Below are 22,681 nucleotides of genomic sequence, written 5' to 3' on the forward strand. Positions count from 1 at the left end.
AGGCCAGTACAGGATAACGCGGCTCGTCCGTCAGAACTTGTATGAAGCAGCCAGGTAGGTCTGGGCGCTGCTGGTCAGACGCAGGGTGCCGTCCTTCGGCCCGCCATGTGCGCCCACCTCGGTCGCGGCATTGGTGCGCAGGTAACGGTAGCCCAGTTCGACCGAGGCCTTGTCGGTGATGTCCTGGATCACACCGGCCTGCAGGCCGTAGGCATAACCGTAGTCAGTATCCCGGCTGGCACCGGGCGAGTCCTGGGTGAGCTTGGTCACACCCAGGCTGCCCCCACCGAAAAGCTTGGTGGTATCGCCCACCGGCAGGAACAAATCGTAGCTGCCCAGCAGGTTTTCCTGGCGCAACTTCAGGCCGCTGTGGTCGCCCGAGACATTGTCATAGGTCATGTAGTAGCGGCCCTGGTCGTTGATCTTGCCCAGACGCACACCCCAGGTATCGTCCTTGCCGATAATACCGTCGGCATTGAGGTGGTCGGTGTTGCGTTGCAGCAGGCCGGACTTGCGGACTTTGTCGCTGGTCTGGCCGTAGGTGAGGCTGGCGAAGTTGTCGTCCGCGGCCTGGGCGGTGGTAATGCCAGCGGCACAGACGGCCATGGCGGCAAGCAGGGTATTGAAGGTTTTCATGGCTGGATACTCCAGTTGGGTGCGCTGTTTCGGTCTGGAAGCTAGAGTAATCAGGGCACCCTGAACCGCGACTGAACCCTGGCTGAACCCCGGCTGAACGAACCGACAGCAAAACAAGGAGTAGTGAACATGCGAGCCCTGCTGGCCCTGACCCTGATGTGCAGCGCCGCCCTCGCCCAAGCGGCGGTAGTGACCCGTGAAATTCCTTATCAGGACGACGATGGCAACCGCCTCGTCGGCTACTACGCCTACGATGATGCGCTGGACGGCAAACGCCCAGGCATCGTTGTGGTGCATGAATGGTGGGGCCTGAACGACTATGCCAAGCGCCGCGCGAGAGATCTTGCCGCCCTGGGCTACAAAGCGCTGGCCATCGACATGTATGGCGATGGCAAGCACACCGAGCACCCGCAGGATGCCCAGGCATTCATGGCCGAAGCGATGAAGGATCCGGCCGCAGCCGCAGCGCGCTTCGACGCGGGCCTGGACCTGTTGAAAAAGCAGCCGAATGTGAACAAGCATCAACTGGGCGCTGTCGGCTACTGTTTTGGCGGTAAGGTGGTGCTCGATGCCGCACGTCGTGGAGAGAAACTGGACGGCGTGGTGAGTTTCCATGGCGCGTTGTCCACCAAAACGCCGGCCAAGCCTGGCGTAGTGCGCGCGGACATCCTGGTTGAACATGGCGCTGCGGACAGCATGGTCACCCAACAGCAGGTGGACGCGTTCAAGGCGGAAATGGATGCGGCCAAGGTCAACTACCAGTTCGTCAACATTGAAGGGGCCAAGCACGGCTTCACCAACCCCGATGCCGATCGGCTGAGCCATGGTGAGCATGGGGGGCCGGACATTGGCTATAACAAGGCAGCGGACGAGCGTTCCTGGGCGGATATGCAGGCGTTCTTCAAGAAGGTGTTCAAATAAAAGATTGTGCAATCGTTGTAGCAGCAACTGTCTTGCTCAATTTCTAAAAGCTGGCGCGATTGTGGGAGCGGGCTTGCCCGCGAACACGGGCGAAGCCCGTGCCATCCACCGCGGTGTATTCTTCGCGGGTAAACCCGCTCCCACACGGATCACGCTGTGATCTGCGCCATGTTTTCATGGCTGCGGTAAGTCATCCTGCCACGCCACCTCCCTTAGCGCCTGCACAGCTGGCACAATAGCCGCCATGAACACACTTCCCGCCTGCTGCGCCCCGCTCCAGCACCACTGGCCCCTGCCCCACCCATTGCCCGGCGCGGTGCTGGTCAGTTGCGCCTTCGACCCTGCCCACCTGGCAACCGACGACTTCCAGCGCGCTGGCGTACTGCCCAGTGCCAGCCTGCTGCGCTCGGTGGCCAAGCGCCAGGCCGAGTACCTGGCCGGTCGCGTATGTGCCCGTGCCGCGCTGCAGCGCCTGGACGGTCGCGACTACGTCCCCGGCACCCATGAGGACCGCTCGCCCATCTGGCCCGCCGGTATTCATGGCTCGATCACACACGGCAAGGGCTGGGCCGCCGCGGTGGTTGCCGACGAAAACAGCTGCCAAGGCCTGGGCCTGGATCAGGAAGCCTTGCTGGATGACGAACGCGCCGAGCGGCTGATGGGTGAAATCCTTATCCCGGCAGAGCTCGAACGCCTGGACCGCCGTCAGCTCGGCCTGACCGTTACCTTGACCTTTTCGCTGAAGGAAAGCCTGTTCAAGACCCTTTACCCGTTGACCCGTCAGCGCTTCTACTTCGAGCACGCCGAAGTGCTGGACTGGTCCAGCGAAGGCCTGGCGCGCCTGCGCCTGCTTGCCGACCTGTCGCCGCAGTGGCGACACGGCGCAGAGCTGCAAGGCCAGTTCTGCCTGCAGGACGGCCACCTGCTGAGTCTGGTCAGCGTCTGACCTTTACAGCGGTGCCTGCTGCCGCGGCCAGGTCAGGCTGAAGCAGGCTCCACCCAACGCGGCACTGCGCCCCACCGTAGCCCGACCCGCGTGCCAGTAGATGATCCGCCGTACGATCGACAAACCCAGGCCATGCCCGCCCGAAGCACGGGTACGGCTGTCATCGAGGCGGGTGAACGGTGTGAAAATGCGATCCCAGACCCCTTCGGGTATCCCGGGGCCGTCATCTTCCACATCGATGCGGCAGCGTTGCTGCCCCAACTGAAAGCTAAGGCGTACCTCGGACTCGGCATGGCGCATGGCATTGCCGACAAGGTTCTGCAGGGCCCGGTGCAAGTAGCGCGGCTCGGCCTCGACCCAGGCGCCTTCGGTATCCGCACCCTGGCAGTCGCCGCGCACCACCCGCACCTCGGCACGCAAAGGTGCCAGCTCTTCGATCACCCGATCGAGCAAGGCATCCAGATCGACCCGCTGGAACTTCAAGGCCGGTGCGCCCTGCTCCAGGCGGGCGTAGGTCAGCATCTCGTCGACCAACTTGTCGAGGTCCTGGATATCCCCGTCCATGCCCGCCAGGTGCTTTGCACGCATCTGTTCATTCGTGGCGCTTTCGATCATCTCCAGGCCAAAGCGCAGGCGCGCCACCGGCGTGCGCAGCTCGTGGGACACCGCTCGCACCAGCTCGCGCTGCATGGTCAGCGAACGCTGCAGGTGCTCGGCCATGCCATTGAAGGCAGCAGCCAGGCGCCCTACCGAGTCGGCGTCGCCGGCCGGCACGCGGGTGTCCAGGCTGCCCTGGGCGATGCGCGTGGCAGCAATCTCCAGGCCTGACACACGACGCTCCAACTGACGCACCAGCAGGTAGACCACCAGGCCGATCAGGCACAGCCCCAGGAAGGCAATCAGGATCAGCAACTGCGGCGGATAAGGGTTGAGCTGGTACAGCGGGCCGATTTCCAGTACCCATGGCGAGCCCGTCAGCCCGGCGAACACACGGATCGAGTCACCATCCTTGCCCAGCGCCATCACCGTGTCCCCCTCCTCCACCCGGCGCCGCTGGTCATCGTCCAGGCCGACCCGCTCGATACGTTGCAAGGCGACGCCAAAGCCGAAGCCTTTTTCCTGCTTGATCTGTGCCAGGCGTTGCTGCTGTTCGGTTACCGGGTAGCGCACCAGCTCGTCGGCCAGTAAATAGAGGGTGGCCCGCGCCAGTTGCTCGCTGATCTGTTTGATCTGCGCGACCAGCATCAGGTCTTCCTGGCCCACCTTGCGCAGCACTTGCGCCGCATGCGGGCCAATCCTCTCGACCACCACCAGGCCACGGTACAGGCGCGCCCGCTGGCCGCCGTCAAGGCTGCGTGCGCTCATCGGCTGCAGCGCCAACGGCACGCCAAGCAGGCGCTCCCAGATCAGCAGCGAACGCTTGCGTTGGGTTTCATTCTGCACTGCCAGGTTGTCGGCCATCAGGCTGAAGGTGCCTTGGGCCAGACCCTCGCGGTGCTGAGCAGCGCGCACTTCATTGACCAGGTGCAGGCTGAGCACGCCAAGCAGGGCCACCAGCACCAGCACGGCCAGCATGCCGCCGTAGATGCGCAGAAAGATCGAATTGTTCATGGTGCCTCGCCGACGAACAGGTAGCCTTTACTGCGCAGGGTCTTGATCAACCGCGGCTGAAGCGGGTCATCGCCGATCTTGGGGCGGATTTTCGAGATGCGGATGTCGATGGAGCGGTCCTGGCCGTCGTAGCCCACGCCACGCAGTGCGGTGAAGATCTGTTCACGGGACAGCACCCGCCCAGCGTTGCTGGCCAACAGCCAGAGCAGGTCGAATTCGGCGCCGGTCAGCTCGATCAACTGCTCGCCCAGGTGCGCCTCGCGCAGGCGGTTGTCGATACGCAGCGCACCGAAGGCCAGGTCCTGGCGCTTGCTGTCCACGGTTTCGCTGCGGCGCAACAGGGCCTGGATACGTGCCAGCAGCAGGCGTGGGCGTACGGGTTTGCAGACGTAGTCGTCGGCGCCCAGGTCCAGGCCCTGAACCTGGTCGAGTTCATCGCTGCGCGCGGTGAGCATGAGGATCGGCCCCTGATACTGGCTACGCACCCGGCGGCAGATGCTCAGGCCGTCCTCGCCGGGCAGCATCAGGTCGAGGATGACCAGGTCGGGCTGGCTGTCGATGATGCGCCGGGCGGCGCGGGCACCATCACCCTCCACGCTGACCTCGAAGCCGTTGGCCTGCAAGTACTCGGCGGTCAGCTCGGCCAGGCGCTGGTCGTCTTCGACAATGAGGATGCGGGGTAGGGTTTGGTCCATGACTTTGGCCTTGTTTGTTCTTGGGATCGTGTCAGGGCAGCTGAGAGTATGACTGTAGATGGGTGGGGCCTGCGAGATCGAGCGCCACCCGCGCGGCGCATCGCGAGCGACGCTCGCTACTACGGCCTGTGTCCAACCCCCGATGTGTGCCCACCACCGATCAATGTGTAGGAGCGGGTTTACCCGCGAATACGGTGGCGGGGGCAACGGTGAACGGCAGGTGGAGATTGGCCAGCAGGCTCGGCCCTTTCGCGGGTAAACCCGCTCCTACAGGTGACCGCGCGCGGGGGAACCAGGATCTTCAGGCATGCCCCTACCGCCCCCTCGACTGAACCGTTTTTTGTGATAGGGTTCGCGCCCGAAAAAAACTGCCCAAGGGCGTCACGTTGCAGAAAAATACTGCAAACCACTTGGCACAAGGCCTACAGCGAATACCCACCATTCACTCACAAAGTACGCACACGTTATCCACAGGCGCTCGCCTTGCAAAGCCCCCAATACCGCATTATCTTGTATCCCGATCGCAGTGAACCACTAGATATAGGGTTTCGTGCAAAATCACACACAAAAGTCAACCCGCAAAATCAAGCGATTTTCCGGGCGGAACTTGAAGTGATTTCAGCAACCAAACCGCTCCTGCGGAGGCGACCGAGGCAAGCCCTTCCAGGGCCTTGTTCGGGCATGGGTGTTGCAGGCCAGGCCTGGCATCCATCAGCAACAGATTTTGGGCCCCGCCCAGAACCTTTGACTTCGGCCAGGGAGCGGCAAGCCATTGCCCCTTATTCCTGAGTCTGTCCCGAAGTCGGTACGCCCGTGCGGGCGGATGCGCATGCTTTGCGCATCCCCGCAGGGCCATCGAGCAAGTGGACGGAACGGTGGGCGCCCCTAGGGCGCCTGAACAAAATAGAAATTGTGGAGACACCCACCCATGCAAACCGACACAACTCGCGAGAACCCGCAGGCCAAGGTGCCGCAGGCCGCCGATTCCAACCAGGATCTGGCTGCCACCGCCCCTGGCCAACTGCGCGTGATCAAGCGCAACGGCACTGTCGTCCCTTACACCGACGACAAGATCACCGTGGCCATCACCAAGGCGTTCCTCGCAGTTGAAGGCGGTACCGCCGCCGCTTCGTCGCGCATCCACGACACCGTCGCGCGCCTGACCGAGCAGGTTACCGCCACGTTCAAGCGTCGCATGCCATCGGGTGGCACCATCCACATCGAAGAAATCCAGGACCAGGTCGAACTGGCCCTGATGCGCGCCGGCGAGCAGAAAGTCGCCCGCGACTACGTGATCTACCGTGACCAGCGCGCCAAGGAGCGTGCCACCCGCGCCAACACCGACGCCGTGGTCGAACCGCACCCGAGCATCCGCATCACCCTGGCTGACGGCAGCCTGGCGCCGCTCGACATGGCCCGCCTGAACACCATCATCAGCGAAGCCTGCGAAGGCCTGGCCGAAGTCGATGGCGACCTGATCCAGCGCGAAACCCTGAAGAACCTGTACGACGGCGTGGCCATCAAGGACGTCAACACCGCCCTGGTGATGACCGCCCGTACCTTGGTGGAGCGCGAGCCGAACTACTCGTTCGTTACCGCCCGCCTGCTGATGGACACCCTGCGCGCCGAAGGCCTGGGCTTCCTGAATGTAGCTGACAGCGCCACCCACCACGAGATGGCTGACCTGTACGCCAAGGCCCTGCCGGCCTATGTCGCCAAAGGTATCGAGTTCGAGCTGCTGAACCCGGCCATGGCCGACTTCGACCTGGAAAAACTGGGCAAGGCGATCAACCACGAGCGCGACCAGCAGTTCACCTACCTGGGCCTGCAGACCCTGTACGACCGCTACTTCATCCACAAGGATGGCGTGCGCTTCGAGCTGCCGCAGGTGTTCTTCATGCGTGTGGCCATGGGCCTGGCGCTGGAAGAAAAAGACAAGGAAGCCCGTGCGATCGAGTTCTACAACCTGTTGTCGTCGTTCGACTACATGGCCTCGACCCCGACCCTGTTCAACGCCGGTACCCTGCGCCCGCAGCTGTCCAGCTGCTACCTGACCACCGTGCCGGACGACCTGTCGGGCATCTACCACGCGATCCACGACAACGCCATGCTGTCGAAATTCGCCGGTGGCCTGGGCAACGACTGGACCCCTGTGCGCGCACTGGGCTCGTACATCAAGGGCACCAACGGCAAGTCGCAGGGCGTCGTACCGTTCCTGAAAGTGGTCAACGACACCGCCGTTGCGGTCAACCAGGGCGGCAAGCGCAAAGGCGCCGTGTGTGCGTACCTGGAAACCTGGCACCTGGACATCGAAGAGTTCATCGAGCTGCGCAAGAACACCGGTGATGACCGCCGTCGTACCCACGACATGAACACCGCCAACTGGATTCCTGACCTGTTCATGAAGCGTGTCTTCGATGACGGCAAGTGGACCCTGTTCTCGCCTTCGGAAGTGCCAGACCTGCACGACCTGACCGGCAAGGCCTTCGAAGAGCGCTACGAGTACTACGAAGCCCTGACCGAGTACAACAAGATCAAGGTATTCAAGACCGTCCAGGCCAAAGACCTGTGGCGCAAGATGCTGTCGATGCTGTTCGAGACCGGCCACCCATGGCTGACCTTCAAAGACCCGTGCAACCTGCGTTCGCCGCAGCAACACGTGGGCGTGGTCCACAGCTCGAACCTGTGCACCGAGATCACCCTGAACACCAACAAGGACGAGATCGCGGTCTGCAACCTGGGCTCGATCAACCTGCCGAACCACATCGTCGACGGCAAGCTGGACACCGCCAAGCTGCAACGCACCGTGAACACCGCCGTGCGCATGCTCGACAACGTGATCGACATCAACTACTACTCGGTGCCGCAAGCGCGTAACTCGAACTTCAAGCACCGTCCGGTCGGCCTGGGCATCATGGGCTTCCAGGATGCGCTGTACCTGCAGCACATTCCTTACGGCTCCGATGCTGCCGTCGAATTTGCCGACAAGTCGATGGAAGCGGTCAGCTACTACGCCATCCAGGCTTCCTGCGACCTGGCCGATGAACGCGGCGCCTACGAGACCTTCCAGGGTTCGCTGTGGTCCAAGGGCATTCTGCCGCTGGATTCGCAACAGATCCTGATCGAGGCCCGTGGCCAGAAGTACATCGACGTCAACCTGGAAGAAACCCTGGACTGGGCGCCGGTACGTGCCCGCGTACAGAAAGGTATTCGTAACTCGAACATCATGGCCATCGCACCAACCGCGACCATCGCCAACATCACCGGCGTATCGCAGTCGATCGAGCCTACCTACCAGAACCTGTACGTGAAGTCGAACCTGTCGGGCGAATTCACCGTGATCAACCCGTACCTGGTTCGCGACCTCAAGGCTCGCGACCTGTGGGACTCGGTCATGATCAACGACCTGAAGTACTACGACGGTTCGGTACAGCAGATCGAGCGTATCCCGCAAGAGCTGAAAGACCTTTACGCCACTGCGTTCGAAGTCGAGACCAAGTGGATTGTCGACGCGGCTTCCCGTCGCCAGAAGTGGATCGACCAGGCGCAGTCGCTGAACCTGTACATCGCCGGTGCATCGGGCAAGAAGCTGGACGTGACCTACCGCATGGCCTGGTACCGTGGCCTGAAAACCACCTACTACCTCCGTGCCCTGGCCGCGACCAGCACAGAGAAGTCGACCATCAACACCGGCAAGCTCAACGCCGTTTCCAGCGGTGGCGACAGCGCCCCGGTCCAGGCAGCCGGCCCTGCGCCAGTGCCAAAGGCCTGCGCGATCGACGAGCCTGACTGCGAAGCCTGCCAGTAAGGCCTGAATGCCGCGCGGGGTGCCCAACGGTGCCCCGCGCGGCATTTTTGTATCCGCGCCTCAGAGAAACCTTGCCCTTTGCCCACTGTTCACGCAGCTCGGTAAAAGAACAGGACCTCTCAAAACAGGATGTAAACCCATGGCGCGGAAAAAACTGGCATCTCGCAAGATTGGTCGCAACGCCGAAACCGGCCGTTTCACCTCGGTCGAACAGGCACGCAAGCACCCCAAGACACACATTGTCGAAACGCTGCACACCCACCGCAGCTAGTGGTAGCTGGCCTCATCGCCGGCAAGCCCGCGGTGAGGCCGGTTCCGACAACGCAGCCCTCATCAAAACACCATATGATGTGCCTTAAAATTTAAACTGGCACAACATATAGGTTGGCGCTACACTCTCCCCCGGTAGAAGAAGCCACCTATTTCGTGAACCGACGCATGCCAAACCGGTCGAAAAAGTTACCCTCGCCGGCAACACGCGCCCCCCGATCGAAGGTGATTTCCGGTATACTTTGCGCCCTCTGAAAAGAGCACCTATTCAATTGTCCTGGCCCCTCCCAGAGGCCTGGCCAGGTACAAGCCAGAACACATTCAGATGTAAACGAGAGTCAGCCTCTCGAGCTGCCCATTCGCCATTACGGCCTTGCGTCAGGCATCACATTCTTAAAATCCAACCGGTTGCCTCTGGGCGACCCTCAAGCAGGAGCCAAACCATGCTGAGCTGGGACGAATTCGACAAAGAAGACGGCGAAGTAGCCGCCAAAGGCAACACCCCTGCGCAGGCCGCTGCCACCGCCACCCTCGACAAGCTCGACAGCGCCGGTGGTGCCGCCGCCCTGGAGGCCCGTGCGGCCACCGCTTCTGACTCCGAAGCCGTCAAACGTGCCAAGGCTGCCCTCGACGCCCTCGACGTTGCCGAAGGCCTGGCCGAGCTGGAAGGCTCCTCGGCCCGCGTTGCAGTGGATGAAAAGCGCATGATCAACTGCCGCGCCGACCTCAACCAGCTGGTACCGTTCAAGTACGACTGGGCCTGGCAGAAGTACCTGGACGGCTGCGCCAACCACTGGATGCCGCAAGAGGTCAACATGACCGCCGACATCGCCCTGTGGAAAAGCCAGGACGGCCTGACCGAAGACGAGCGCCGCATCGTCATGCGCAACCTCGGTTTCTTCTCCACCGCCGACTCGCTGGTTGCCAACAACCTGGCCCTGGCCGTGTACCGCCTGATCACCAACCCGGAGTGCCGCCAGTACATCCTGCGCCAGGCCTTCGAAGAGGCGATCCACACCCACGCCTACCAGTACTGCATCGAGTCGCTGGGCATGGATGAAGGCGAGATCTTCAACATGTACCACGAGATCCCGTCGGTCGCTAAAAAAGCCGCCTGGGGCCTGAAGTACACCCGCGCCATCTCCGACCCGGAATTCAACACCGGCACCGTCGAAACCGACAAAGAGCTGCTGCGCAACCTGATCGCCTACTACTGCGTCCTGGAAGGCATCTTCTTCTACTGCGGCTTCACCCAGATCCTGTCCATGGGCCGCCGCAACAAGATGACTGGCGTTGCCGAGCAGTTCCAGTACATCCTGCGTGACGAGTCGATGCACCTGAACTTCGGTATCGACGTGATCAACCAGATCAAGATCGAGAACCCGCACCTGTGGGATGCGGCGATGAAGGAAGAAGCGACCCAGATGATCCTGCAAGGGACCCAGCTGGAGATCGAATACGCCCGCGACACCATGCCACGCGGCGTGCTGGGCATGAACGCGGCGATGATGGAGGACTACCTCAAGTTCATCGCCAACCGTCGCCTGACACAGATCGGCCTGAAGGAAGAGTATCCAGGGACTACCAACCCGTTCCCATGGATGAGCGAGATCATGGACTTGAAGAAGGAGAAGAACTTCTTTGAGACGCGTGTGATTGAGTATCAGACGGGTGGGGCGTTGAGCTGGGACTGATCGTCCGCGCTGAGCCTTATTTTTCAGCGAGAACCGAACAAATTTCAAATTTTCCGAATTCTCGCACCAAATAAGCGCATGAAATGAAAAAAGCCACCTGAACCGCAAAGGCCAAGGTGGCTTTTTCGTATAAGCCGAAGAACGGCTAAACCCCTACCCGCTTCAGCGCTCTGATTTCATCCCGGATTTTTGCCAGAAGCTCGTCCACATCGCCCTCCTGACCGACCTGCATCAAGACAATCAGGGTCGCAGGATTCACTCCTAGTCGCTCCGCAAATTCTTCCATTTTTTCGATCGTTGGACTGCGAATGCCACGCTCAATTGTGGAAACGAAGGATTGGCTCGCCCCCAGCTGCTCTTGTGCGATCTCCTTTCGTACCCGCACCTCCTTAAGCGCGGAGCCAAACGCCAACTTGCGTTCCATCTTGTTACCCACAAAAGGAACGATAAAGCCCTGATGTGGACTCAAACGCTATGCTGCATACAGCATATATGAGAAAATTCGTTGTACTCCTAAATAATCAGTACGACCCACTCCGTCTCCGTTTCGATTGAGGTTTCAAGCCGTGTTTGTTTCAGATCCCCAGGAAGAGGTCATCACTCTTATAGGCAAGGTCGACCCCAGCCACAAGAGTTGGCCTAGAGTTGATACTAGCGAAACATTCTTCCAGGTTCATACTAAGCAACAAGGGGACCCCAAGCTCACCTTCGGCGTAATATTGCTGGCGACCCCGCGGGCGCTCCTGGATTTTCTGGAATGCTGTCAACGGGATGAGCAAATACGAATTGTACAAATTATTATATCAACCCCTCCTCATGCTAACCGGTCTAGGAAATGGCGCACCGAGGCACTCGCCAAACTTGAGGTAGGCTTCGATGATAACGAGGTACCAAACTCGATCATCTACCACACGATTGACGAAACCTATTATGAGGATCGTGTGTACGGAAAGCGTAGAAACCAAGGTCAACCAGCATTAAAAACAGTATACAAAGCGCGCGCAAGACGCTCGACAACGCAAGAAAAAATTAACAAGCTGCAGCCACTCGCTAGCAAAAGCGTTGTCCAATGCTAAAACGTACAATGCTTGAAATCATTTTCAGACCTCGCGCTAATTTTGCTCGCGCACGGGCCACGCTCTCCCCACTAGGCCGTTGAGTTTTTTTCAACATGAGAATCACTTAAACAGCATTAAGCAGATCAAGCAGGCAATCCGGGTGCGACATATTAAGTCGCACCACCCCCCTAAAACTCAGTTACAAGTTACGAATTGAAAACACTATGTTTTGCTTCAAAAGCAAAATTAGATGAAACGATTCATCAAAGATTATCTTCTTTGACTTCCAATTGGATCCATGATCAAATCTGGTCTAGATAGAATATCCACACCCGCTCTTCTGCCTGTGCGGTGAGGATCAAACATTCAGCAAATCGATGTCAAAAAATCGCCGTCAATTCGGCAGCAAAAAAAACGGTGCAAGCTCTAGTCTTGGACAACTTTCACCGCGCACTTCTGTGAGCACCCCTTAGGGATTTCATCCTACGGCCGCGCGCATTATTTATCAGCTAAAAATTTACAACCTGCAACCCTACCATCTTCATTGCCGGTACATCTAAAGAGATTGGTTCTGGCAGCGCCGGAGCAGCAGGAAGCATATGCGTTATACACGCGAAAGAATGGAGCTATTAGACCATTCCAACGCCTTATGACCTTGGGCCACACTTCTGACGAGACTCGACCATGATTACAAAAGATGAATCAACCAGGCGCAGTAGCTGGGAACGCCTACTTCTGCGCGCTGCTAGCAGCATCTCTTTGACTGCCAGCCAATACAAGGTGATTGAGGATCGCTACTCACAGCTGCAGAGTATCCTCTCGGCCTCCAAAGACCCTTTGCTTGAGGGTGCGCATATCTTCCCTCAGGGTTCAATGCGCCTTAAGACGACGATCAATCCAGTCAAAGATGCCCCCAAAGATCTCGGCACGATCGATGCTGATGCCATCGTCTGGCTACCCAATGCCGGGGATGCAGATGCCGACACGGTTCTAGCAGCTATAGAACAGCGCTTCCGTGAAGGCAGCCGAGTGCAATCGGATATTGTCCAGCTGCGCCGAGGAATCCGTATCGAGTACGCAGACGAAAACCCTGGATTCCACATTGACATCACACCTGCGCGTGCGGTGCAGGGGAATAATGAGAGTAACGGTCAAGGAAAACTTGAAGTACCTGACCGTGTCACAGGCTGGAAGGCCAGTAGCCCAATCCCGTATGCCGACTGGCTACATAGCGCTTCGGAGCAAAAAATCTCGCTGGAGCTCCTCAAGAGCTTTGTGGCCAATGAGAGTCGAGCCATGGACTCTGCCACACAAGAGCCCCTTCCCTCGTATCAGGAGTACGACAAGCTCGATCCTTTGCGAGCCACCATCAAACTGCTTAAACGGCACCGCGATGAATGGGCAATTGAAACGCGAAATGAGGATTACCGCCCTATTTCTGCCGTGATCACCACCTTGGCAACTCATGCCTACCTCAAGGTGGTAAAAGAGTCACATCACACTCCACTGACCCCGATCGATGCGATCCTCAAGATTGTGGAAAAAATACCTGAGGAGATCAAAGTCTTTGCTGGGAAGTACTATGTGGTGAACCCTCGAGATCCCGGTGAAAACTTCGCGGAGAAATGGAATAGGCCTGACGAAGGACACAAATACTGCCAAGCCTTTGACAATTGGCATGCGAGTGCATTGGTTGCCTTTATGCTTGGCCTGCAGTCCCACGACAGCGCTGACTCATTCGCCAACGTCATGAGGCGAAGCTTCGGGATCGGCCAGAGTGTGATTACAGAGGTCAACAACGAAATTCCGGGGCACTGGACGATGGCTGGTCGAAAAGTTGGGACTACCAAAAACATCTTAGCCGCCACTGCAATCTTTGGCAGCTCGAGCCACGCCACTCCACAAACGAATGTGAAACCAGTTGAACGCCTCGGTTAAGCCCAACCTATCCCCGGCCGTGGAGCGTGGCATCGCCGCGCTTCGCGCATTTATAGGCGAGGAAGTTGCGACTACGATCCTTAGAACCACAGATCGGAAACAAGGCGAAGCCGCCAGCTTTCTGTTGCCTCTCCCACCCGACTACACCGGCATTGAAAGGCAGTTGCGCATAGCGTTTCCAAACCAGTTTCCATTGGTCTCGCTGAGGATCCAAGTCGAGCCGTCCCCCTGGCTCGCATGGCCGCATGCCACTAGATCCGGGCTCTGTCTGCACGGTTTCCGCGAAAGGCCAATTACGGGAGATCCGGAAACAGTGGTACAGGACTGCCTCGTACGGCTTGGGGCAATTCTTGAGTTTGTTCGAGCAGATGCAGATCCTGCATTGCGTGACACTGAATTCGAAAAAGAATTTACCTCGTATTGGAACATGCAGCTTGATATTTCTCCTCAAGATGTCTTGCTGCTGGAGAGGCCTAAGGCGGCATCAGAACTGTTTGCAACCAGCGACCCTCGCCCTGGCCGACGCACCCGTACCGCCTGGCTTGCACCGGATGTGCAATTACTCAGAACGCATATCAACCGTACGCTTGGGTTAAGCGCGAAAATCAAAGCACCAGCTGTCGCAGGCTTCTATCTGAAGTTGCTGACCTACCCCGATATCCAATGTCCAACTCCTGATCGCTTGCTGGAATGGCTGACACCGCACCTCAGCCCAGACGATAGCAAGCAATTCCTGGCCTGGTTCTCCGGAAAGGGCTCACTGGCCAATCGGTGGCTTGTACTTGAGTTACCCGGCCCCACAGGAGCGCCTCTGTATTGCCTAGATGTCCGTTCTTACAGTAAACAACCAGACCATGGCCGCTGGTATGGCTTTCGCTCAGCTCGGCGATGGTCAGGCAAGAATCAGCCATCCCACTCGCCTGTTCTGGTGAGGGGCGCCATCCTCAATGTGTTAGATCGGGATGACATTCTTTCCCGCGACCTCAGCGGTACCGCCAAGAGCCTGGAAAAGTCCAAAGTAGTAATGGTCGGCGTTGGCTCGCTGGGGAGCACTGTTGCCTTACAACTGGCCCGCTCGGGCGTGGGAGAGCTCGTCCTCATCGACCCTGACATCCTAGAGTCTGCGAATCTGGGACGTCATGTACTAGGGGCCGACGATCTCGCTCAGTCAAAAGCGACTGCTCTTGCCGAAAAGATTACGCATGATCTGCCTACCGTTAAGGTCACGGCCTTCATGGACTTCGCTGAGCTCATGCTGCTCAAGATGCCGGAAATTTTCGACAATGCAGACATGGTGCTTGTCACCACTGCAGACTGGTCATCGGAGGTAGCCCTGTGGTTCCGCAAAGCGCAAACCGCAGGCTGGAATCTCCTGCAAGCGTGGAGTGAGCCTCACTCATTTGTTGGGCATGCGCTCTTAGCGCCACAGGGGCAGCATGATGGACGCCCCTTGTTCGATGACACTGGTAATTTCAACTTCAAGTACACCGAGTGGCCGAACGGTGGCGGGGTGGTTCCACTGCCGGCGTGTGGCCAAACCTTCATCCCTGGAGGCGCCTCAGGCATGGCCAACGTGGCGTCGATGGTTACCCAAGTAGCATTGCGGGGTCTTACCGGGCAGATCACCAAACCTATGTGGACCACAAGTATCTATCGACCTCAGGACATTCCTACTCATGACGGCACTTACAGCGGGCCACCCTTAGCAGATGGAGTCCAACACATCGTGCTTGAACGTGATTGGCCAGATGCGGAGAGTGGTAAGCAGTGAGTGCTATAGCGTGGGCATGGAAATGGCCTGGCATCGATATTCGCTTGTCGGTTTCCCAAGCTGTTGCCGAAGTGCTTGATCAGTTCAGACAACGAACGTGGAGAACTGAAAGAGGTGGTCAACTGTTTGTCGACTTGGCCAACCCCGCTGGTTTGATCATGAGCCTCGCCACACCGCCACATGCAAGAGACCGCGCTGGATGGTCCTGGCTGGAACTCGACGCTGACCGCTGCCGCAGGGAAATTGAATCGGCCAATGCACAAGGGCTTCGGCTTGTGGGGTATTGGCATACACATCCACAAACCGTTCCGGCGATTTCTCCCACAGATATAGCAAGCTTTTCTCGATTCGCAGCACGCTACGCGCAGGAACTACCTCACCCGATCGCAGTGATTGTAGGCCTATCCCCAGAACCCGACGGCATCAAGGCGTGGTTGTTCCGTGACGGGAAGTGCGTGGAAGCCGCCTTGGCCAACTGATCAGGGCAGCGCTGCCCTACGCTGCAGCATCAACTGGAAAAGCTCTGCCTGATAGCGCGCGTCATCCAGCGCATTATGCGTGGGAGATGACTGCGGTAGCAAATTTGCACTCATGTACGATGATTTGGTCTGCTTCCAATCGAGATTGAAAGCCCCCATGTAATACGCCTTGATATCAAGTGCCGCAAACCCGAAGGGGTTCTCCCCCACATACTTATGAAAGTAATAATTGACAAACGACCAATCAAAAGGAGCGTTAAGACCGACAAATATAGCTCTTTGACCTGGCAGACTGACATTGGCCAACCATTCCGCAAGCCTCTGCATCGCTTGTACGGGAACAATTCCTGTAACTGTCAATTCCTGCAGATCGAATCCCGTTACAGCCACCGCTTCAGGATCGTGCTTGGGGCTGTCTGGCTTTAGCTCCAGGTAGATAGCCTGATCTGGGCGCCCTACAACACACGCCCCAAGGGAGAGCATGCTGTACTCGCCAGGGATCGGGCCCGAAGCCTCGATATCTATAGAAATATAAAGTTCTTCAGTGCTCATTCCCTTACCTCCTGGATAGACAACTGGCGATCTGCAGTGTCGAATTCACTATGCTACTAGAACACAGGCTAGCAGCCGAGCATATTGGAATATGACAATAAGTATTTAAACGCCAAATAGCTCGTCCACGCGATCCGGAATTTTTGGCGTCTTTGAGAGCACCAAACAGCGACTGGTACCGACGAACTCTTCAATCAGATAGAGCGAATCCCCAACGTCAACGCCAAGCTCTTGCAAGGCTTGATCGGGTATGCGGACGGCTCCGTCTCCATCCCAGTCTTCAATGGTTATTCTGAATCGAGTACTCATCGACGCTCCAAAATCCGCCATGCATAGAAAATCCCACAAGCCCCTTCCAGCTCAGCACCTGACTCGGTCAAGGCAGCACTCATTTGCCTGCCTTGAAGGGTCGGTGGCCGCCAATCTGGGCCACCTTGCTGGGAAACAGGATCAGTGAGCAACTCAAGAAAGCCAGGACTCTACGGTACCGGCACCGTACTGAGCTTTCCATTCTTTCAGTGTACGATGATTCCCACCCTTGGTTTCAACCACCTCTCCCGTGTGGGGGTTTTTGAAAACCTTTATTTGACGAGGTTTTCGAGCATTTTTGGCCGGCAGGACTGCTACTTCTGCGCGAGCGCTGGGGTCCAAAATCTGAATTACGTCGCGCAAGCTGTAACCATATTCTCCCAACAAAGAACGCAGCTTTCCTTCAAATTCGATTTCTTGCTTAAGCGCGTTGTCATTTTTCAAGCTTTCCAGCTCGGCCAGATGCGCCGCAAGCTTTTGCTCAAGGGCACGAAATTCAGCGAGTTTAGACATGATAAGAGCCTTTATCGGGTAAGTCCTATCATTCAATCATTAGCTTGCTTAGCATGTAAACCAGATGCCATCCCATTCAGGACCGGCGAAAAAACCAATCAAAATTTCCTAAGAAATCGTACCGATGTGGACAGTTTGATATCATTCGTACCAGCACTTATAGCTTTTCCGAAGGAATGCTAATTTCCTATTAACTTCACTGCAATCAACCTCGATCAATTAACCATCTGCACTCAGTCGTGAGACTGCGGCAGCCAGCCGTAAGGATGTACTTATGCTTAAGGAAGAATTGCTAAATTGGGGAAGAAAGCTAGTCGACTGGTTTGTTCGCCCCAAAAATCTCGGTGTAACGCTGATCCGCAGTGGTGCTGTAGTGATAGGCCTCTCGCTTGCCGGCGGGATCGTCGGGCAAATTGTGTATAAAAGCGATTCGACACAGCTACAGGCCAGCGTAGACACCTCAGGAGGGCCTGCCACCTGGATCAGCCTGACTGCGTTCGGCGTTGGCGTACTCATGATTGTGGTTGGGATTTACCTCAACCTGCAGGACCGTCAGCAGTTGGCCCGCCAACGAGTCCTGACCCTTGAACAAAAAGGACTATTCAAAATTGATAGCCCTTTGGACACCACGGTTAAGAACACCATTGGGGGTAACGTCGATACCATCCTCGTCGACATTCGCGAAGGGGTAACCGAGGGCCGAATCACCAATCCAGAGATCGCCCTGAAAAAGGTGGTAGACGGCAGAGGTGATCTGATCCGACGCCTTGATGGGCAGAATAAAAATGATATTGAGATCGTCTACGGCGGACTCATGGCCGTGCCTTTCACTTTTTTGACTGGATGCCTGCTCGATGACGAAGGAGGCAGAATTAAGGTCTTTGACTGGGACCGCCTAGGAGGCGGCCAGTGGCGCCTGATTCAGAGCGGCGTTGACGACAATCAAAGACTGCAAACTGTGTCTGCCATCACCGGCAGCGTAAAAGAAGTGGTCTTAGCCCTTTCGATTTCTTATCCGGTAGACGAGGCTGGCATCGCAACCACCTTCCCAGAATTGCCCGTCGTACACATGAAAATGGACGATCTGTCCTCCAATGCCCACTGGTCTATTGAAAAGCAAAGCGCGATGGCAGAACAATTTCTGCAAGCTCTCAAAGGGCTGTCAGCCAGAGGGGTTAAGACAATTCACCTGATCATCGCCGCACCAAACAGTGTGGTATTCAATCTGGGGCGTATCTATGATCGAAGACTGCTACCTTCGGCCATTGTCTATCAATACGAACGGTCATCCAGTCCGGCCTTCCCCTGGGGCGTTGCTCTTCCCTCTCACGCGCAGGATGAGCCCTCAATTTCTAGACACGAGGCGAAACAAGCGGCAGTGCCACTTTCTTAAATTGCCCGGATGATACACCGAAATATTGTTGCCCGGCTGGCACACGGATCCACGCATACGCAGCCAGCCCTCTACATCACGACATCACCCGTGGCCACAGGGAGGTGGCTACAGCACCAGTGAGCATCCTCAAACCAAATCTTTTTTGTCGGCTGGCTTAATGTCAAGGCGGTTGAGCGTGCGCTGAGCAGCACGAGCATCACGGCCACGGCATGTTGAACGATTAATGGCTCATCACGTATTTATTTCTGAGGAGCACGTTGCTTTACGAGATAGCTTAAGATGAGTAGACACCCTCTTTTTTTGCATGAACGGACACACTCCCCTCCAAAAAGCTCATTATTGCCCCCTCAAGCTGGGTGATGTAATTACGCGCAAAAGCCTCCAACTCATCATCATAATTATCTGGAGACTTGAGCAATTTGGCGCGAGCCAAAAAATTCAAACTACCGAAATAGGCCCTAGCAATTATCAATCCCAAATTGCGCTGAGCGCTCTCCAGATTGAACGCATCTTTCTTCAAGATGAATTTGCAGTTCAGGTAATCTTCACTATAGTCCGATCCAATTTTTACAGGTACCACCAAAGACGACCCATGAAAATTCCGCCATATATTCTTGGATTTCTCAACGATAAGTTCCTTTGCCGACTTACTTTTTTTGCGGCAGGGTGCGACCCCGACGCTACCTGAAAGCTGCATGAGGATTTGATAAATTGTAGGTCCAAAGCCGGCGGTAGCAACAACGTTTTCTATATGCCAAACTGTATCAAATCTCTTGAAGACAATAGCGGCCAATATATCGCCTTCAGAACTCAGCAGGGCCAGCATTGGGTAGTATGAACTTCCAGCTTTCTCAGGATGAAAGCCCTCCCTTTTAAAATAAAGACCAAGCCCATCAATATTGCGAATAGCCATGAAAGCGTCCTAGCACTGAAAAAGGGTTTGCATAGTACCTCATCTCAAGCCGCAACACTTCGTCGTCCAGTAAATTTAGGCGCTATCTTACAAAAAGGGATTCCACACCTGCGTGACGTCCCTCACAGCCAACCAGCCTTTCGTGTGTGATCTGCTGCCCGACTCATCAACTTTGCATAGCAAAGCATAAGTGATAAATCCGCCCACTATCGATCCGTTTAACCTTCATAGCCAGCTCGCCTAGGTGATCACCGGCTGAGCGACTAGGTGTGAGGTCCTGGAATGAGTTGGTGCGGATTAATAGAGAATCGCTCTGGGTTTTTCGTCCAGGCCTCAAATACCAGGTTGAAGGGAGTGCGCCATCTCAAGGACTCGAGGTGTCTGGCGAAGTTGTAAGCCATCACGAAGGCCAGTATTTGCGTCTTCAGCGCAGCGAAGTCGGGATAGTGATGCGCCTTGATGGTGGCGTCTTTGATCGTTCGGTTCATGCGCTCGACCTGGCCATTGATCCACGGGTGGTAGACCTTGGTCAGCCGATGTTTGATGGCGTGTTCGTGACAGACACAATCAAAATGTGCCCACCAAACCGCTTGGTCGTGCCGTTGCGATACCGGGGCTGCTCGTGAATGCCACACTGTTGCCAGCCAAGACGGTGTGCATCGTATGCACGACCTGGCGTAGAAACTCAGCGCCATTACGCTTACCCAGGCTGTTCGACCGGCCCAAATACCGACAGCGCAACATTATCGAACGTATGTTCGGCTACTAAAAGAGAAACGCCGAATCCTCACGCGCTTTCACAAGCTCGCAAAAAGTTATGCCGCGATGCTCTCGCTGGCTTGCGTCAAGCGGTGTATGCGACGGCTTTTTTCAGACAGAGCCTAAGGCACCCGTTCAGCATAAGGGTAGAATACCTCTGTTCCGCATTACCTCACGAAAAGCTACCTGCTTGGGCTGCAACACAATGCAATCGCCCTTCTTAGGACTGTCCAATTGCGAGGAGCTTTTGTCTTCGCTTAACTGCATCCAGTCGCGGGATGATTCGCCGCTAGCCACCCAGACAGTCATGGCTGGAATGCTGCCGCAGTTGCCGATAATCACCATGAAATAACGATTCCTGTCACCCTCAAAGGAATCAAGATAGTCCCAGGTAGTTTTCTGGTCACGCCAAGAGGGTGATGGCGTACTCTCTGGATGTGTATGCCACAACCCTACAGCATGCCTGTATTGTTCGAATTCACTTTGCCTGTTCCTATCAGAGGCTTTTACATCTGGATTCCAAGCGTGCCTGCTTCGCCGGTCAGCAGGATTCGGCCCCATGGCGTTACTGATGATCAGCCCGTGAGAGTCCGGCTCTGGGCTAAAAATCTCCCCTCCAGCTTCCTTCTGCCAGAACCGACGTTGAGCATAGCTGTACATGTGTGCCAGGACGTTATCAGTAAACAGCACGTATTTACTGTTGTCGGGATAGAAAAAGACCCTGCTCATGGAAATGCTCTTATCAGGGTCAGGCCTTCGAATCCAGATGCAATACTCGCCCACTCATTATGCTTCAATCCCGGCCAATGCTTATCCAAATAAAGCTGCCCGCGCACCCAGCTCCGCACTCGAGGAGGAAATGGTTCGACTGCATCGATCATCTCCAACGCGGACTCAGCAACCAAGGCGACGGCGTGTTCGGCTGCAGCTGCGGTGTAACTCTGGAACCGGCTGCTGCACCCAGGCTCTTGTTGGATCACTTCATCGGGCCACACCACCGCCTGTAAGCCATACAACGGATCTATCGGGCCTTGTAGCCACAATTGCCCCGATGGTAAAGAACAAGCATGAGCAGCAGCCACATAGGGCTCCATCCAACCTACCAACAGCGGGCATGGATGCTTTTGTCGAGCGTTCTCAATCTGCGCTCTCACATCTGGCTCACCGGTGAGATCGAGCACTGCGTGCACATCAGCCAATGAATTTTCTTTCAGCCATGCGGCCGTATTCTTGAAGTATGGAACTACCTCGGTCGAAGGGAAGGCCAAATTAACTCGCTTGGCCACTGCACGTGCTTTGCTCTCACCGATAGACTCTGCGCCAAGTAGATGTCGCCCGACATTCGCTGGAGACATGGTGTCAGCATCAACCAGAGAAATCTTGCCGACTCCAGCCTTGGCGAGGTGGTCGACTATCGGACTCCCTAGAGCTCCCGCTCCTAACACCAGAACATGGTTTGCCTGGCGCCGGTCAACCTCTGGATGCTGATCTCGACCGGCTGTCCAGTTTGGGTCTAGGCGAGACGTAATAAGTGGCAGTACTTTGGATGGAGAAGGAAACGATTTTTTTCGTTTACCTTTACCCTTCCCAATATCCCGAACCGTCGGTGGGCCGCCTGGAAGCAGGTACGCGAAAGCAAATTGAGCATTCCTTAATAAGACTACACGGTGTATCTCTCGGCCGCGGCGACTACGGTGTATCTGGAACTGTGAATAGTCCGCGGGAAGAAGACGACCTTTCAGTATGCGCTCCAGATCACCCATAGATTTAGGCCAGGTGCTGGGCGTAAGCACATATGAAATCGGGACGTCAGCAATCAACACCGCAGTACGTTGCTCAGCCCCCAACGACTGAACTACGCGATTGGTGATGCGTAGAGCTTCATCGGCGGCCACGATGATCCTGTTCGGCGTCAGGAGCATTCCGCTCCTGATCATTGCCTTCTTGGGCGGTGGGTCTACGGTCCAGACTGCGGTCACTGGGTCGTATTGCGACCGGGCCCGAGCAACCTCGATAACCCAGTAGTTGATTGCTTCCGTCTCAAAGGCTTCGTCCAAGCTACCATTCAACCAAGGCTTGAGAAACTGCTCCAAGTAAGCATTCAGAAGGAAAAGAACCCTCTCCTCTGCGGAGTGGCCCGAGCCTGGTCCGGGGTCACCGTCCATGCAAAGAGCCCCGTTATCGTCAACGTGCGGAAGCCTCAGCACCGCATCGGAGGAGAGCTGAATGAATGCCTTGGCGCACCCTGGGAATTCGGCAGGCAGACGTAACTCGGCCCACTTAAATCCCCTTCCCTCCTGAAAAGTAGGTAACTGCAACTGGTAAGCAGTGATGCCCCCTTCCCGACGAAACGCTGAAGGCAGCAAATCCGGAAATTGCTCGCGTATGAGGGCCAAGTTCAAAGTCAACTGA

General features: G+C 56.6%; 20 protein-coding genes and 1 pseudogene. 11 read left to right on the forward strand and 10 right to left on the reverse strand.

The genetic code is table 11. The annotated features are described in order from the left end of the window. Nucleotides 1-30: 30 nt before the first annotated feature. Nucleotides 31-636, reverse strand: a complete 606-nt coding sequence (locus tag J3A98_RS17875; protein WP_010952338.1) for an outer membrane beta-barrel protein — start codon at nt 634-636, stop codon at nt 31-33. Nucleotides 637-765: 129 nt separating this feature from the next. Between J3A98_RS17875 and J3A98_RS17880 the strand changes: the two genes are divergently transcribed. Next, nucleotides 766-1,557, forward strand: a complete 792-nt coding sequence (locus J3A98_RS17880; protein WP_021783309.1) for a dienelactone hydrolase family protein — start codon at nt 766-768, stop codon at nt 1,555-1,557. Nucleotides 1,558-1,801: 244 nt separating this feature from the next. Beyond that, on the forward strand, nt 1,802-2,503 hold the full coding sequence (locus J3A98_RS17885; protein ID WP_176685115.1) for a 4'-phosphopantetheinyl transferase superfamily protein: 702 nt from the start codon (nt 1,802-1,804) through the stop codon (nt 2,501-2,503). Between the two features lie 3 nt (nt 2,504-2,506). On the opposite strand, the gene J3A98_RS17890 is transcribed toward J3A98_RS17885, so the two are convergent. Both J3A98_RS17890 and J3A98_RS17895 read right to left on the reverse strand, forming a co-directional pair. After that, nucleotides 2,507-4,114 carry an ATP-binding protein gene (locus J3A98_RS17890; protein ID WP_209967606.1) on the reverse strand — a complete coding sequence of 536 codons (1,608 nt, stop codon included), beginning with the start codon at nt 4,112-4,114 and terminating at the stop codon, nt 2,507-2,509. Then, nucleotides 4,111-4,809 (reverse strand): response regulator transcription factor, encoded by a 699-nt coding sequence (locus J3A98_RS17895; protein WP_176685117.1) that lies wholly within the window; start codon nt 4,807-4,809, stop codon nt 4,111-4,113. Before J3A98_RS17895 ends, J3A98_RS17890 begins: the two co-directional genes overlap by 4 nt. A 928-nt stretch (nt 4,810-5,737) precedes the next feature. Between J3A98_RS17895 and J3A98_RS17900 the strand changes: the two genes are divergently transcribed. The 3 genes from J3A98_RS17900 to J3A98_RS17905 all read left to right on the forward strand — a co-directional run bounded on the left by J3A98_RS17900 (nt 5,738) and on the right by J3A98_RS17905 (nt 10,581). Then, the gene (locus tag J3A98_RS17900; protein ID WP_176685118.1) at nt 5,738-8,617 is read left to right on the forward strand and encodes a ribonucleoside-diphosphate reductase subunit alpha; all 2,880 of its coding nucleotides are present in this window, start codon (nt 5,738-5,740) and stop codon (nt 8,615-8,617) included. A 139-nt stretch (nt 8,618-8,756) separates the two neighbouring features. After that, nucleotides 8,757-8,888 (forward strand): hypothetical protein, encoded by a 132-nt coding sequence (locus J3A98_RS27120; RefSeq protein ID WP_276208953.1) that lies wholly within the window; start codon nt 8,757-8,759, stop codon nt 8,886-8,888. 442 nt (nt 8,889-9,330) lie between these two features. Continuing rightward, complete coding sequence (locus J3A98_RS17905) at nt 9,331-10,581, forward strand: ribonucleotide-diphosphate reductase subunit beta (RefSeq protein WP_060498595.1); 1,251 nt, start codon at nt 9,331-9,333, stop codon at nt 10,579-10,581. Nucleotides 10,582-10,726: 145 nt separating this feature from the next. On the opposite strand, the gene J3A98_RS17910 is transcribed toward J3A98_RS17905, so the two are convergent. Then, nucleotides 10,727-11,005, reverse strand: coding sequence for a helix-turn-helix transcriptional regulator (locus tag J3A98_RS17910; RefSeq protein ID WP_082421369.1), 279 nt, complete (start codon nt 11,003-11,005; stop codon nt 10,727-10,729). A gap of 1,318 nt (nt 11,006-12,323) precedes the next feature. On the opposite strand from J3A98_RS17910, the gene J3A98_RS17915 reads away from it, so the two are divergent. The 3 genes from J3A98_RS17915 (at nt 12,324) to J3A98_RS17925 (ending at nt 15,827) form a co-directional block, all read left to right on the forward strand. Then, entirely contained in the window at nt 12,324-13,577 is a 1,254-nt protein-coding gene (locus J3A98_RS17915) for a nucleotidyltransferase (protein ID WP_182408365.1), read from the forward strand. Next, the gene (locus tag J3A98_RS17920; RefSeq protein ID WP_182408366.1) at nt 13,561-15,348 is read left to right on the forward strand and encodes a ThiF family adenylyltransferase; all 1,788 of its coding nucleotides are present in this window, start codon (nt 13,561-13,563) and stop codon (nt 15,346-15,348) included. The genes J3A98_RS17915 and J3A98_RS17920 overlap by 17 nt, the downstream gene beginning before the upstream one ends. A gap of 71 nt (nt 15,349-15,419) precedes the next feature. Further along, nucleotides 15,420-15,827: a Mov34/MPN/PAD-1 family protein gene (locus tag J3A98_RS17925; protein WP_279840515.1), complete on the forward strand. Its 408-nt coding sequence runs from the start codon at nt 15,420-15,422 to the stop codon at nt 15,825-15,827. On the opposite strand, the gene J3A98_RS17930 is transcribed toward J3A98_RS17925, so the two are convergent. The 3 genes from J3A98_RS17930 to J3A98_RS17940 all read right to left on the reverse strand — a co-directional run bounded on the left by J3A98_RS17930 (nt 15,828) and on the right by J3A98_RS17940 (nt 17,201). Further along, on the reverse strand, nt 15,828-16,379 hold the full coding sequence (locus J3A98_RS17930; protein WP_182408368.1) for a 3'-5' exonuclease: 552 nt from the start codon (nt 16,377-16,379) through the stop codon (nt 15,828-15,830). A 105-nt stretch (nt 16,380-16,484) separates the two neighbouring features. Then, a complete protein-coding gene (locus J3A98_RS17935; protein WP_182408369.1) occupies nt 16,485-16,688 on the reverse strand; it encodes an AbrB/MazE/SpoVT family DNA-binding domain-containing protein in 204 nt (67 codons plus the stop codon). A 153-nt stretch (nt 16,689-16,841) separates the two neighbouring features. Beyond that, nucleotides 16,842-17,201 carry a histone-like nucleoid-structuring protein, MvaT/MvaU family gene (locus J3A98_RS17940; protein ID WP_182408370.1) on the reverse strand — a complete coding sequence of 120 codons (360 nt, stop codon included), beginning with the start codon at nt 17,199-17,201 and terminating at the stop codon, nt 16,842-16,844. 274 nt (nt 17,202-17,475) lie between these two features. Between J3A98_RS17940 and J3A98_RS17945 the strand changes: the two genes are divergently transcribed. Beyond that, a complete protein-coding gene (locus tag J3A98_RS17945; protein WP_182408371.1) occupies nt 17,476-18,594 on the forward strand; it encodes an SAVED domain-containing protein in 1,119 nt (372 codons plus the stop codon). 277 nt (nt 18,595-18,871) lie between these two features. Here J3A98_RS17945 and J3A98_RS17950 read toward each other — a convergent pair whose 3' ends face one another. Next, nucleotides 18,872-19,510 carry a hypothetical protein gene (locus J3A98_RS17950; protein ID WP_182408372.1) on the reverse strand — a complete coding sequence of 213 codons (639 nt, stop codon included), beginning with the start codon at nt 19,508-19,510 and terminating at the stop codon, nt 18,872-18,874. Nucleotides 19,511-19,887: 377 nt separating this feature from the next. Between J3A98_RS17950 and J3A98_RS26995 the strand changes: the two genes are divergently transcribed. Further along, nucleotides 19,888-20,136 (forward strand): hypothetical protein, encoded by a 249-nt coding sequence (locus J3A98_RS26995; protein WP_233455701.1) that lies wholly within the window; start codon nt 19,888-19,890, stop codon nt 20,134-20,136. Nucleotides 20,137-20,210: 74 nt separating this feature from the next. Beyond that, nucleotides 20,211-20,395: pseudogene (locus tag J3A98_RS17960) on the forward strand (transposase); the annotation flags it as partial. 9 nt (nt 20,396-20,404) lie between these two features. Here J3A98_RS17960 and J3A98_RS17965 read toward each other — a convergent pair. Together J3A98_RS17965 and J3A98_RS17970 are read right to left on the reverse strand one after the other, a co-directional pair. Next, nucleotides 20,405-20,998 carry a Mov34/MPN/PAD-1 family protein gene (locus tag J3A98_RS17965; protein ID WP_182408374.1) on the reverse strand — a complete coding sequence of 198 codons (594 nt, stop codon included), beginning with the start codon at nt 20,996-20,998 and terminating at the stop codon, nt 20,405-20,407. Then, a complete protein-coding gene (locus J3A98_RS17970) occupies nt 20,995-22,677 on the reverse strand; it encodes a ThiF family adenylyltransferase (protein WP_209967608.1) in 1,683 nt (560 codons plus the stop codon). The genes J3A98_RS17965 and J3A98_RS17970 overlap by 4 nt, the downstream gene beginning before the upstream one ends. Between the last annotated feature and the right edge of the window lie 4 nt (nt 22,678-22,681).

The sequence above is a fragment of the Pseudomonas sp. BP6 genome (assembly GCF_017875935.1).
In the GTDB taxonomy this organism is placed as follows: Bacteria; Pseudomonadota; Gammaproteobacteria; order Pseudomonadales; family Pseudomonadaceae; genus Aquipseudomonas; species Aquipseudomonas putida_Y.